This window comes from Maridesulfovibrio pacificus (SeqCode) (assembly GCF_048612815.1).
Taxonomy (GTDB): Bacteria; Desulfobacterota; Desulfovibrionia; order Desulfovibrionales; family Desulfovibrionaceae; genus Maridesulfovibrio; species Maridesulfovibrio pacificus.
In genome coordinates, this window is the sequence record NZ_JBLZNE010000001.1 from 3,542,722 (window position 1) to 3,555,706 (window position 12,985).

At 47.9% G+C, this 12,985-nt stretch carries 13 protein-coding genes; 7 read left to right on the top strand and 6 right to left on the bottom strand.

Annotation, left to right across the window (positions count from 1 at the left end):
* Complete coding sequence (gene smpB / locus ACNI23_RS16420; protein ID WP_420250321.1) at positions 1-468, top strand: SsrA-binding protein SmpB; 468 nt, start codon at positions 1-3, stop codon at positions 466-468.
* Positions 469-700: 232 nt separating this feature from the next.
* On the opposite strand, the gene ACNI23_RS16425 is transcribed toward smpB, so the two are convergent.
* Positions 701-856: a hypothetical protein gene (locus ACNI23_RS16425; protein ID WP_420250323.1), complete on the bottom strand. Its 156-nt coding sequence runs from the start codon at positions 854-856 to the stop codon at positions 701-703.
* 164 nt (positions 857-1,020) lie between these two features.
* On the opposite strand from ACNI23_RS16425, the gene ACNI23_RS16430 reads away from it, so the two are divergent.
* The 4 genes from ACNI23_RS16430 to secA all read left to right on the top strand — a co-directional run bounded on the left by ACNI23_RS16430 (position 1,021) and on the right by secA (position 7,138).
* Positions 1,021-1,902, top strand: a complete 882-nt coding sequence (locus ACNI23_RS16430; protein ID WP_420250324.1) for a LysR family transcriptional regulator — start codon at positions 1,021-1,023, stop codon at positions 1,900-1,902.
* A gap of 110 nt (positions 1,903-2,012) precedes the next feature.
* A complete protein-coding gene (locus ACNI23_RS16435; RefSeq protein ID WP_420250326.1) occupies positions 2,013-3,398 on the top strand; it encodes an FAD-binding oxidoreductase in 1,386 nt (461 codons plus the stop codon).
* The gene (locus ACNI23_RS16440; RefSeq protein WP_420250327.1) at positions 3,398-4,546 is read left to right on the top strand and encodes a (Fe-S)-binding protein; all 1,149 of its coding nucleotides are present in this window, start codon (positions 3,398-3,400) and stop codon (positions 4,544-4,546) included. The genes ACNI23_RS16435 and ACNI23_RS16440 overlap by 1 nt, the downstream gene beginning before the upstream one ends.
* Before the next feature lie 78 nt (positions 4,547-4,624).
* Positions 4,625-7,138: a preprotein translocase subunit SecA gene (gene secA / locus ACNI23_RS16445; protein ID WP_420250328.1), complete on the top strand. Its 2,514-nt coding sequence runs from the start codon at positions 4,625-4,627 to the stop codon at positions 7,136-7,138.
* Positions 7,139-7,215: 77 nt separating this feature from the next.
* Here the strand turns inward: secA and ACNI23_RS16450 are convergent, their stop codons facing one another.
* Positions 7,216-9,237 (bottom strand): HAMP domain-containing methyl-accepting chemotaxis protein, encoded by a 2,022-nt coding sequence (locus ACNI23_RS16450; protein WP_420250329.1) that lies wholly within the window; start codon positions 9,235-9,237, stop codon positions 7,216-7,218.
* A 267-nt stretch (positions 9,238-9,504) separates the two neighbouring features.
* On the opposite strand from ACNI23_RS16450, the gene ACNI23_RS16455 reads away from it, so the two are divergent.
* Together ACNI23_RS16455 and ACNI23_RS16460 are read left to right on the top strand one after the other, a co-directional pair.
* Entirely contained in the window at positions 9,505-10,104 is a 600-nt protein-coding gene (locus ACNI23_RS16455) for a MarC family protein (RefSeq protein ID WP_420250330.1), read from the top strand.
* A gap of 25 nt (positions 10,105-10,129) precedes the next feature.
* Positions 10,130-10,351 carry a hypothetical protein gene (locus tag ACNI23_RS16460; RefSeq protein WP_420250331.1) on the top strand — a complete coding sequence of 74 codons (222 nt, stop codon included), beginning with the start codon at positions 10,130-10,132 and terminating at the stop codon, positions 10,349-10,351.
* 62 nt (positions 10,352-10,413) lie between these two features.
* On the opposite strand, the gene ACNI23_RS16465 is transcribed toward ACNI23_RS16460, so the two are convergent.
* The 4 genes from ACNI23_RS16465 to mlaD are packed head-to-tail and all read right to left on the bottom strand — an operon-like array spanning position 10,414 to position 12,975.
* Positions 10,414-10,905: a metallophosphoesterase family protein gene (locus ACNI23_RS16465; protein ID WP_012765810.1), complete on the bottom strand. Its 492-nt coding sequence runs from the start codon at positions 10,903-10,905 to the stop codon at positions 10,414-10,416.
* 5 nt (positions 10,906-10,910) lie between these two features.
* The gene (locus tag ACNI23_RS16470; RefSeq protein WP_420250332.1) at positions 10,911-11,816 is read right to left on the bottom strand and encodes an MlaA family lipoprotein; all 906 of its coding nucleotides are present in this window, start codon (positions 11,814-11,816) and stop codon (positions 10,911-10,913) included.
* A gap of 12 nt (positions 11,817-11,828) precedes the next feature.
* On the bottom strand, positions 11,829-12,494 hold the full coding sequence (locus ACNI23_RS16475; RefSeq protein WP_420250333.1) for a Tgt2/MlaC family protein: 666 nt from the start codon (positions 12,492-12,494) through the stop codon (positions 11,829-11,831).
* Positions 12,495-12,528: 34 nt separating this feature from the next.
* On the bottom strand, positions 12,529-12,975 hold the full coding sequence (mlaD, locus tag ACNI23_RS16480; protein ID WP_420250334.1) for an outer membrane lipid asymmetry maintenance protein MlaD: 447 nt from the start codon (positions 12,973-12,975) through the stop codon (positions 12,529-12,531).
* Between the last annotated feature and the right edge of the window lie 10 nt (positions 12,976-12,985).

Below are 12,985 nucleotides of genomic sequence, written 5' to 3' on the forward strand. Positions count from 1 at the left end.
ATGGCTAAGAAGAAAAAGAAGAGCCCATCTTCAATTGCGCTCAATAAACAGGCCCGCCGTAATTACGAATTCGTGGAAACCCTTGAGGCCGGATTGGTTCTCAAGGGAACCGAAGTGAAGTCTCTGCGTCAGGGCTTGGTCAGCTTCATGGATGGCTATATTAATTTCAAGGAAGGCGAAGCATGGCTGGTGGGCATTCATATCGCGCCTTACGACCATGCCGGATACACCCAGCATGAGCCGGACCGTCCGCGTAAGCTGCTGATGCATGCGCGTGAAATAGAGAGGCTGCAGAGCAAGGTTGAGCAGAAAGGCTTGACCGTTGTTCCGGTCAGACTGTACTTCTCAAGAGGTAAGATCAAGCTTGAGATTGCCCTTGCCAAGGGCCGCAATGTTCATAACCGTAAGGAAGAACTCAAGCGCAGGGATATAGCAAGAGATACGGCCCGTCAGCTGGCTAATTACTAGCCGGCCAACGAGCCGTAAAAAGTTCTCATCCACCCCTTGCCGGTGGGTGGAGAAAGCATGATAAGGGTATAGTAACCTGAGTCCGTCAAGGAGCGGACTCTGACAGTTTATAAAGCAGCATTTGCTTCGTTGCTGCGAAAAAATCAGAAACTCACGTATGATTTGATACGCATCGTTCCTGTTTTTTTTCTTGCGCCTTGCAGCTACTACTTTCTAATCAGTCAAATTCTTACTAGAGACCGGAAACGAGAATGGTGAAAGCCATTGCTGCGCCGACCCAGAAAATTGTTTTAACCATTCCGGTTACGGGGTCGAGTTTCTTTTCGCGGCCATATTCGCTGTCTTCTGGGGTGAAAACTTCAGTAACAAATGCGCTGATGGTGCTCATGGTCGTTCTCCTGTAAGCGTGATCAAGATTATAAAATCACGTAGTCATTGAATCCTTATTGCCTGTTTTCATGTTTTCAATCCAATGGAAATACTCGAACCCTGCCTTTAATATTTCTGATACCATTTTCGACTTTTTAAATGGCGCAGCTAAGTGGTTAAAATATGGAACTATACCAGATAAAGACATTTGTAGTGGTGGCCGAGGAAGGTAATATGACCCGTGCTGCCAAGCGGTTGCATGCCAGCCAGTCCACCATCAGCCTGCATATCAAGTCACTTGAAGAAGAATTCGACGTGCGCCTGTTTCTGCGCACTCCCAAAGGTATGCAGCCTACTCCGGAAGGAAAACAGCTTCTGGCAAAAGCCCGTGATATCCTTGATTCCGTGGAAAAGTTCGAATCGGAAGCCCAGACCTTTAAAGGTGAACTTTCCGGGGTTGCACGTTTAGGTTTGCAGACCTCGCCCGTATATCTAAGGACTCCGCAGCTGATTAAATTGATTAAGCAAGAGTTCCCGGGGCTATCCGTGCGTCTGGTGCAGATGCCCACTTGGACAATCCGCAGTGACATTGCCGCCCGTAAGCTTGATGGCGGCTTTTTTTATTCTAATTGCCCGCCTGATGAAGTGGATGGTATCCTGCTTGAGAATACTCTGTTGCATGTGGTCGGACCTGCTTCTTGGAAGGATCAGATGAAAGATGCCAGTTGGGAAGATCTTTCGAAGCTGGATTGGATCTGGACTCCGGAGGAATGTTCTTTCAACGTAAAGCTCGAAGAAACTTTCTCTTCCCGCGATCTTGAAGTATCCAAATCCATGATTGCCGATAGCGAGGATACCCACAACGCCTTAGTTAAATCCGGCAACGGTATTACCGTTATGCGTGCTGACGAAGCGGCTGAAGGAGTAGAAAAGGGAGAATTCTATATCTGGCCCGGAGGACATATCGAGGTCGGTCTCTATTTCGGATTCCCGTGTAAAAGGGAAAACGATCCCGTGGTTAGGGCACTTTTGGACTGTGTTGAAAAGGTCTGGGAAAAGGCGTAGTTTTTTGCCTCCGACGGCTCTCCGAGGGCCAAAGAAACTTTTTGAAAAAAGTTTCTCTGGACTCTTCAAAAACTTTTATTCGGGCTTCGCCTCTTCAACGCTAAAATTGTATGAAACAATATCCTGATCAATTATCACGAGCTCATAAGAATTTTTTGCGGAACCTTTTCCCCGACAGGGAATCGAGTTTTGACGACGGTACTTTGCTGGCCTGCGGCGTTGATGCCAGCCAGCGACACGCAAAGCCGTTGGCTTTGGTGCGTCCGCAGGAAACCGCGCAGGTTGCGGAGTTGTTAAAGTGGGCTCAGGCAGAGCGGGTGCCTATCTACCCCCGCGCTCGGGCGACTAATAAAGTAGGGAACTGTGTTCCGGTTCGCCACGGAGTTGTGGTCTCCCTGCTTGATATGAATGATATTCTGGATATTGACGGGCGCGATTTTGTGGCAGTCACCCAGCCGGGAGTTATTACAGCTGATTTGCAAAAGGCCGTGGAAGCGCAAGGGCTTTTCTATCCGCCCGATCCGGCCAGCATGAAAATTTCTACTATCGGCGGCAATATTTCCACCTGTGCGGGGGGCATGCGGGCCGTAAAATACGGAGTCACCCGCGATTATGTGCTGGGTCTAGAAGTTGTCCTGCCCGGTGGTGAAGTCATCCGCACCGGGGGACGAACCCAGAAAAATGTAGTCGGATTGGACCTGACACGGCTCATGGTCGGCTCTGCCGGAACATTGGGCTTGGTCACTGAAGCGACTGTAAAGTTGTTGCCCTTGCCGGAAACATCAGCATCTGTATTGGTGGGCTTCAAAGATTTAGACGGATGCCTGAATGGAGCTGAGGCTGTATTCGGTTGCGGAATCCTGCCTACGGCTATGGAACTCATGGATCACAATACAATCAAGGCCTTGGAGATGCATTCCGCTGTGCCTTGGCCCCAAGGGACAGACGGCTTACTCCTGCTTAAAATTGATGGCTCTGCGGAGTCGGTTAAGACTGACCTTGCGCGTATTGAGGATGCTTTGCGGACCGTTGCGGTTACATTTGCGGAGCAGGGCAGCGGTGCTGATCAGGAAAGCCTTTGGGAACTTCGCCGGGTGATAAGTCCTGCGGCATTCAATCTTGCACCGGATAAGCAGGGTGAGGACGTAGCTGTGCCGCGAGGCAAAGTTGCCGAGGCCATTAAGGGCTACCATGCCATTGGTGAACAGCTTGGAGTTACTGTGCTCTGCTTCGGGCATCTGGGTGACGGCAATATCCATGTCAGCACCATGTACGATAAGTCTGCCGGAGAGCAGGAAAAAGCACTGAAAGCCAAGCAACGGATTTTCAGCCTGACCCTTGATCTGGGCGGGACCCTTTCCGGGGAACACGGCATCGGATTGACCAAGGCCAAATATATCAACATGCAATTGGATAAAACCCAGCAGCGTTTGATGGCAGGCATCAAGAATACTTTTGATCCTCTGAATATCATGAATCCCGGGAAGGTGGTCTGATGGCTGCTCCAAAAAGTTGTGTGCAATGCGGCAAATGTCTTGAAGTTTGCCCGCTGTTCAAGGCTACCGGAAGGGAAGAACTGACCCCGCGGGCCAAGTTTTTTCTTGAATCCATCTGCTCGGGTAAGGATGCGGGTGAGGGGCTGAGTGAAAAGGATTTTAAATCATTGGCTTCACTCTGTCTTGCTTGTGGACGTTGCGAAAAGAATTGTCCGCAGCATATGTCAGGCCCGGCTTTGGTTTCCGATCTGCGCGCAAAATCAAAGGGATTTAAGCAGTCTTGTTGGGATTTGTGGTTACGAAATCCCGGTTTGCTCTGGCCTATGGCTGCGGCTCTATCCAAATTTTCCCCTGAAGTATTGCCGGAACCTTTCGGTTCGGCACGTAAACGGATGCAGGCTCTTTTTGCTAAAAGCCCTGAGCCTTGGGCAGAACTTGTGCCGCAGGCTAAATTTGAAGAGCGCAAGGTTGTGCTTTTCAGAGGCTGCGTGGGGCATTATGCCCGCAGGGATTGGGCGGCAAAGGCTGAGCGGTTGATGGATGGTATGGGCTTGATCAGGGCCGAATCCGGGGAATTCAGTTGTTGTGGTTCTTCTTATGGGAGTGCCGGATTGCTGGATCGGCAATCAGGGGCAAGGGCGAAGAATATCAAAGTATGGAAAGATGCGGGCTGTCCGTTACTGATTACTTTTTGCGCTACCTGCCTGAAAGGGTTGAAAGAGTATACTCTTGATGATTTTGCAGGTGATGATGAGTTGTACGCCAGCTGGCAGGAATGCTTGACCCCGTTATCTTCTTTGTTGTTGGATGCGGAAGTCAAGGCACTCGGCAACGCACCGGAGCAGGTTGCTTATCATAAGCCCTGCCATGCCCCGGAAGATGATACAGACCGGACATTGGTTGAACTTATCGCCGGGAAGCGTCTACGTCCGGTTCAGGACGGTCTTTGCTGCGGTTTCGGTGGAATTATGCAATTGGGAGCACCGGAACTTTCCAAAGAAGTGGGCGAATACTCTTTAGGCCGGTTAACAACGGGCATGAAACCGGGCGGGCATATTTTGAGCGGATGTTCCGCTTGTGTGATTCAGCTTGTCACTCTTGCAAAAGATGATTATTTTGCCTCCCATTGGCTTGATATTTTGAAATAAGTACTTATTAAATAACATCCGTTTATTTTTATTGACGATAATTAGCGGGCCATTCCGCGCTAGGAAAAAGGAATTTAGATGTTTAATTTGATTGTTTCCAAGTTATTCGGTTCACGAAATGAAAGATTCATTAAAAAGCTGAAGCCGCAGATTGATCAGATCGCAGCCCTTGAGCCGGAAATGGAAAAGCTCACAGATGAGCAGTTCCCGCAGAAAATTGCTGAATATAAAGAACAGGTCGCCGCAGGCGCCTCCCTTGACGATATCTTGGTTGAAGTGTTCGCCCTTGTCCGCGAAGCCGGTAAACGCTCCCTTGAAATGCGTCACTATGACGTACAGATGGTTGGTGGTATGGTCCTGCATAGCGGCCGTATCGCTGAGATGAAGACAGGTGAAGGTAAAACCCTTGTGGCGACCCTTCCTGCTGTTCTCAATGCCCTTTCCGGTAAAGGTGTGCACCTGATCACCGTCAACGACTATCTCGCCAAGCGTGATGCCGAATGGATGGGCAAACTCTACAATTTTCTCGGACTTACCGTTGGTGTTGTTGTGCACGGCTTGACTGATGAAGAACGTCAGGAAGCTTACGGCTGTGATATTACCTACGGTACCAACAACGAGTTCGGTTTTGACTACCTGCGCGACAACATGAAGTTCTACAAGGAACAGCTGGTTCAGCGCGAACTGAACTACTGCATTGTCGATGAAGTTGACTCCATCCTTATTGATGAAGCCCGTACCCCGCTCATTATTTCCGGTGCTTCCGAAGACGCTACTTCTATGTATGGTCGGGTCAATTCTATGATCCCCCTGCTCAAGAGGGATGAGGATTTCGAGGTTGATGAAAAAGGCCGTTCCATCACCATGACCGATGACGGTGTCATGAAATGCGAGCAGATTCTGGGTATCGACAACCTCTATGATTCCCAGCATATTTCTTTCCAGCACCATATCATGCAGGGCATCAAGGCCCACCACCTTTTCTCCCGCGATGTAGATTATATCGTAAAAGACGCTCAGGTGGTAATTGTTGATGAATTTACCGGACGTCTCATGCCCGGCCGCCGTTTTTCGGACGGTCTGCATCAGGCTCTTGAAGCAAAAGAGGGCGTAAAGGTCGAGTCAGAGAACCAGACCCTCGCTTCCATTACCTTCCAGAACTACTTCCGCATGTACAACAAGCTGGCAGGTATGACCGGTACTGCGGATACCGAGTCTGTTGAATTTGCTCAGATTTACGATCTGGAAGTAATCGTAATTCCCACTAACACCGCAATGATCCGTAAAGATTTCCCTGACTCCATCTACAAGACTCAGCGAGAAAAATACAACGCCATTGCCGATGATATTGCTACCAAGTACAAGAAAGGTCAGCCCGTGCTGGTGGGTACTGTTTCAATTGAGAAATCAGAACTCATTTCCAGCCTGCTCAAGCAACGCAAAATTCCCCATAATGTGCTCAACGCGAAGCACCATGAACAGGAAGCTGAAATTGTTGCCGAGGCCGGACACAAGGGCCATGTAACCATTGCTACCAACATGGCTGGTCGTGGTACTGATATTAAGCTCGGCGAAGGTGTTTTGGAAAGCGGCGGTCTGCACATTATCGGTACTGAGCGTCATGAATCACGCCGTATCGATAACCAGTTGCGTGGTCGTTCCGGTCGTCAGGGCGACCCCGGTTCCACCCGTTTCTACCTTGCTCTTGATGATGACCTGATGCGTCTGTTCGGTTCCGAACGCATAGCCGGGATCATGGACAAACTGGGTATGGAAGAAGGCGAGCCTATTGAGAACGGTATGGTTACTAAAGCCATTGAGAACTCTCAGAAGAAGGTTGAAGGTCACAACTTTGAAATTCGTAAACAGCTTCTGGATTATGACAACGTCATGAACCAGCAGCGTGAGGTTATCTATACTCTGCGCCGTGATGTTATGAATTCTGAAGACATGAGCGAAATGACCGCAGAGTTTGTGGAAGAACTTTTTGACGATGCTTTCTATGCAGTCGAAGAAGCCAAAGGCAAGCCTCTTGATGCAGAGACCGAGGAAATGGTTCGCGTTCGCCTTGATGAACTTTTCGGTGTAAACCGTAACGAGGAATTCAAGGAAGCACTGCCCACCCGTGAGCAGGCAGAAGAGTGGGTCAACGATATTCTGGACACCCTCAAAGAGAGTGCCGGTGAACATTACCATGAAATTCAGCGTTACTTCCTGCTTGAATCTCTTGACCGCAACTGGAAGGAACACCTGCTGAACATGGACCACCTGCGTGAAGGTATCGGCCTGCGCGGTTACGGCCAGAAAGATCCTAAACACGAGTACAAGCGTGAAGGCTTTGAACTCTTCCGCGATATGCTCGGCCGTATCAAGGAAAACACAATTCGTGCACTTTGCCACCTGCGCATCGAAACTGAGGTCCGCGAGGATGAGTTCCAGCACAAGGAAAGCAAGTCCGATCTCGAGTATTCCGATTCCGAAAATACTGAGACCAAGAAAAAGCCCAAACGCCGCAGCGAGCCCAAAGTGGGCCGCAATGATCCCTGCCCCTGCGGTAGTGGTAAGAAATACAAGAAGTGCTGCGGTAAATAGCAGCTGTTCTTAATCCGAATATGAAAGCCCCCCCGACACATAGTGACGGGGGGCTTATTTTTTAGAGTTGGTGCTGTTTAGAATTTCTCAAATTCATCTTCAGAATAATCGCTGACCATATCCAGTGCCAGCCCGGAAGAGGGCTCGCTCTCCGGTTGCGGGGCCTGTCTTTTTTCAGAAGCTGCAGGCAGGGCATGGGGAGTATTGTGTTTATGGTTGTTAACCCTGAAGAATCCCATAGTCTGTTGCAGTTCTTCAGCCTGACTGGACAGCTCTTCGGAAGTGGAGGCCATTTCTTCTGATGCCGAGGCATTCTGCTGGGTAACCTGATCAAGCTGCTGGACAGCCTTGTTGATTTGTTCTGCTCCACTAAGCTGCTCGCTGCTTCCGGCTGTGATTTCCTGCACCAGATCAGCGGTACGCTTGATATCCGGAACCAGTTGAGTCAACATTTCCCCTGCCTTTTCGGCCACGTCGACCGTGCTGGATGAAAGGTCACCGATTTCACGGGCTGCTTCACCGCTTCGTTCTGCAAGTTTCCTTACTTCTGCGGCAACTACAGCAAATCCTTTGCCGTGTTCTCCTGCCCGTGCAGCCTCAATCGCTGCGTTAAGGGCCAGCAGGTTGGTCTGGCGGGCAATCTCTTCAATAATGGATATTTTCTCCGCGATATTTTTCATGGCATCAACGGCTTGAGTAACTGCTTTACCGCTTTTCTCTGCCTGCTGTGCTGATTGCACGGCAATGCTTTCAGTCTGCTGAGCATTTTCAGCATTTTGCCTGATGTTGGCAGTCATCTCTTCCATGGACGAGGATACTTCTTCGACGTTGGCAGCCTGTTCTGTGGAGGCTTGAGACAGGGATTCCGCAGTGGCGGAGAGTTCTTCACTGCCTGAAGCTACATTCTCACTGGCACTGCCCACTTCTCCAACAACTATGGAAAGACGGTTGACCATGTTGTTCAAGGCGGATGCGAGGACACCTACTTCATCTTTCTGATTGATGTCTAAAGTGCGGGTGAAATCTCCTTGGGCCATGCGTTGTGCAAAACGGACACCCATCTGGATAGGTCCGGTAATGGCTTTGGTGAGGACAAAAGCTATCAGCATACCAATGAAAAGGGCGATCAGTGCGCCGCTGATAAGGATGGTGGTAGAGGTCTCTATCTGAGTCAGCATCTTGGATTTCTGGTCTGCCCTTGCAGCACGGCACTGTGCGTCAGCCGCTCTTGCAGCTTCAACCATAGCTTTTTCAGCATCAACCTGCTGTTCCATCAGTTGGGTGTAGCTTTGAAAGTTGCTATAGTAACTTGAAATGGATTTATGAACTGTAGCTATCTGAGCGATGTTGGCAGGATTCTTAAATCTTTGTTTCAGGTTATCGGTCAGATTTTCAATATTTATGATATCTGTTTTGACTAATTCCAGATATTTTGGGTCGGATGAAATTATATATTCTTTTTCATTCTTCCGGGCATTAATGAACCATTTGATAGCTCGGTTAGCATCGTCTGCTTTGGAAAGTTTATCAGTGATATTCTGTTGTCCGGAATTGTAGACAGAGCCAATACTCTGGAATTGAGATCTGAGTATGCCACTTTCAATTTTGCGCTTCGTTTCAATGAGTATGGATTCCAGCTGTTCTTTTTGTTCAGAGCGGACTTTTTCAAGTTCAGAGAGGGCCGTGCGTGCATATGCGCGCATCATTTTCATTGTTTCAACCCTGTTTTTTACCAATCCAACATAACGCGTAAAGGCGGCCTCATACTTATCAATGGCCTGTCCTAATTCACTCATTTGATCATGGTTTACTTTTTGAGAAAATTTTTGATTTGTGGCTTTTATTTGTTCTCGAAGAGTGCTTAAAAATTTCTTGTGTTTTTGCAGGTAGGTATCGTCTGAACGCAGTATGTAGTTTTTTTCACTCATGCGGGTTTCAAGGATGGTGCGGACCATACGGTTGACATCGTCAGCCTTGTCGACCCTGTCTTCAATTCCCTGCATGCCGTTATGGCCGACATAGACCATAGCAATAGTAAGTATGATCATGAGTCCAAAACTCAGGCCTAATTTCATGGCCAGTTTCATGTTTTTCAACATAAGAACCTCCCCTATGTGGAAATAGCGCTATTATGTGTAATATATGTATCTTGATTCTAGCTTATAACACACCTCAAAACTGGAAAGAAAGGAAAATGTTAAGAAACGATTATATAGCGGAGGCCTTACGGATCAAGAGTTCGGTTAATTTTGAGTAGAAAAGTATTGATTGTCTAATCAATGAGGTGTAGAGAGCTGCATCAATTTCGAACATATGGGTGTATATCCAATCCAAAAACAATAAAAATTTACAGTGAGTGCAAAAACATGCTCGCATTATTCTTTCAAACCTATTTAAAACTGTTTTTTGTTCTGACCCCGTTTTTCGCTATTTCTGCATTTTTATCTCTGACTCAGGAGATGTCTCCGGCAGAACGTAAAAAAACGGCTGTAAAAGTCACTGTGGCAGTTATTGTCAGCTCGGTGATTCTTTACCTGTATGGCAGATATATTTTCGATCTGTTCGGTATCACTCTTGATGCTTTCCGCATCGGTGCAGGGGCTGTCCTCTTCCTTTCTGCCTTGAATATGGTCAATGGAGGAGGCAAAAAATTCGATGCCGGTAATGAGGATGATGACATTGCGGTCGTGCCTCTGGCCATTCCCATCGTGGTCGGCCCAGGAACAATCGGGGCTTTGTTGGTCATGGGATCTGGCGTGCAGGGATATAAAGATATGTTCCTGGCCTGCTGTGCGCTTGTTGCGGCTGTATTAACGGTAGGAATTCTGTTATTTATCTCCTCAAGCCTCAAACGTCTCCTTGGAAGGAGAGGGCTGAACATCATGAGTCGTTTGACCGGGCTGGTTGTCGCATCCATCGCTGCCCAGATATTTTTTACAGGGCTACGCAATTTCATGTTGAATTAATTGTTACGGAAAAGGAGGATTCGCAATGGCAGGAGTAAAAAAACTAACTGACAGGTTTTTGATCGCACTTTTCAGACGAGGCAAGGCTGATTATTTGCCGCCGTCTTATTTAGAAACGGAAGGTGGAAAGGTGCTTGCTCCGGGCGAAACCGACAAGCTTCAGGGGGTGCTTGCCGAGATGACCGGTAAAGGAATCCTTGAGGAGAAGGGAGGCGAGTATAAGCTTCTTTCCGATCCGTATGCTTAGTTGATTAATATATTCTTTTAAAGAATAAGGCCGCAATATCTGGTTGGATGTTGCGGCCTTTTTTAATCTACCGGTACGAATGAGCATTCCATGTTCTGCTCTTCGTCTACTTCCACAATAGCCACACAGGGCGGGCGTTCATCTCGGGGTGAGGTCAGGCTGCCGGGATTAAGCATCTGTACTCCACTAACAATGGACCAGTCCTGTATATGGGTGTGTCCATAGCAGACCAAATCAAAATCAGGTCCGAAGGATTGGGCCACATTGAGTGAAACCTGCGAACGCGACCCCCAGCCGTGGGCGATGCCTATGCGCAGTCCGTGGAAGTTTACAGACTCAAGCGGCTGAAGGTAGTCGGAGAGAGTCCATTCATCACAATTTCCCAGCGCCGCGTGGAAATTTGGGTGCTGACAGAAGAACTGCCACATGGAAAAAGTCGTCAGATCACCGCAATGCAGGAGTAGATCCGCATTTGCAAGGTACTTATTAAAAACCTCCGTGAGCCTTTTATCGGGTTCACGAAGGTGAGTGTCAGATATAACAGCGATTTTCACGGTGCTTACTTTTCTGGTACCGCATCCGGGTTGGTGGTCATCTGCGGTTTAGGCTTGTTGGGGTCTATCTTAGCGTCATTGACCTGCTTGCCTCTGTAGCTCAGGTAAGCATCCCTAAGAGCGAGGTAGGGGTCAATAGAGCCTTCCTTGAGGGATTCGTATTCCCCGATGTGGAATGAAAGTTTGTTGATCTGGTCGTAAGCTCCGGCAGATGCAGAGTAGTACCAGGGAATGCCGAACCACCAGAAGGGGTTGAGCACAAACGTGTCAATTCCAAGTCCAACTGAATCACGAATTGTGGAAGGGCCGAAGAAAGGCAGTACAAAGTATGGTCCGTTGGGAATACCCCAGACACCGAAGGTCTGTCCCATATCTTCGTTACCAAGGTAGAGAGGCATGGTTGATTGTGCATCACCTACAACATTACCAAGTCCGCCAAGCCCGAAGATTGAGTTGGCTACAAATTTGGAGGTTTCAGCTCCGGCAGTATAAAATTTACCCTGTAACAGACAGCTTGTCAGGCGTACGGGGTAAAGCATGTTCTGGAAAAAGTTGTTGGTCCATGTTCTGGGCTTAAGCGGGACCAGCCAAATGTAGCCTTGAGTAACGGGTTTCATGATGTTGAAGTACAGGTAATCGTTGAACTTGAACATCGCACGGTTGTAACCCTGCCACGGGTCGGAAGCATATGCATCTTCGTGCTGCTCAGAATCCCCCCACATATCCTCGCTGAATTCATCTTCAGCGTATTCCTCAGGATTATTTTTCACGGCACCGATCACACCGGAGCCTACTTGAGCCACCACTATGGACTCTTGAGTGTCTTCAGACCTTACCTGTGAAGGAAAGGTTAAAAGAATCATAGTAAGAACCACAAAGGCGAGGATGGTTGTGGAATAGTTCCTGGTCATGGTTATTTCCCGTTATTTGATGCCGTTTTCAGCTGAGGCTTTAGGGTTCGCTTTAAGTTCAGCGCACTTATCTTCAAGTCGCTTGAAAAGTTCTTTCTTGCTGGCCTCGAAGGTTTTATCATTTGTTGTGTCAAGAATTCCGGTAAACTGTGTGCGGTAGTTCTTGACCAGGCTTACGCCTTCTATTTTTACATCATAAACATCCCACTCACCATTGGTGAGCTTCATGCGATAAAAAACAGGGATATCCTGTTTGCCGGTAAGCAAACGGGTGTCTACTTGTGCGTATTTTCCCTTAATAATAGTCTCTTTGTCAAATGCGACCTTTTCACCGGAATATTCTCCTACACGACCAAGGTAGGTCTGCTCTAGCACGTCAGTGAAAAGATCAACAAACCGTTCTCTTTCTTCGGGGCTGAACTTAAGCCAAGGGCGTCCTATTGAGCGCTTGGAGAGTTCTTCAAAATTAAAAAAATCCTTTATGGTTTCGCGGATTTTGAGAGTCATCTCTTCCTGTTTTGCAGGATTTCCCTTGAGTTCCGGGTCATTAAGAATAGCTATGACTCCCTGAATGCCGGAACGCAACCGGACCATGGGTGAGTTTTCTGCTGCAAAGGCCGCTCCCGCAGAAAGGCTGAGGAGTAAGACGATAATGAATATGGATAATGTTCTTTTCATTTTAGAGAACCGATTATTTATTAAATTGTTTTTTTTAGACTTTGCCAAAAACATAATTGCTGATCAAGTCTTCAATATCAATTGCAGACTCGGTTTCAATTATAACTCCGCCCGGTTCAATGGGGTCTCCAACGCCGCCGGGAGTTATTTTAATGTACTTATCCCCGATTAAACCGCTGGTTTTAACTGAGGCAATAGCATCGTCAGTCAGTTCGATGCGCTTTTCGAGGCTTAAAGTCAGCACAGCCTTCTGCTTTTCAATGTCGAGATTAATACTGCTTACGTAGCCGATAGGAACGCCCATCATTTCAACGGGGGAGTTAACCCGAAGCCCGGTCACATCGTTAAAGCTGGCGGTAACATGGTAATGGTCGTCTGAGAACATATGTACATCACCGAGCTTAATACTCATGTAAACAATGCAGAGTAGACCGATAAAAACAAATATGCCGACTGTTGTTTCTTTGGGATATTTTTTCATGCCGGAGTCC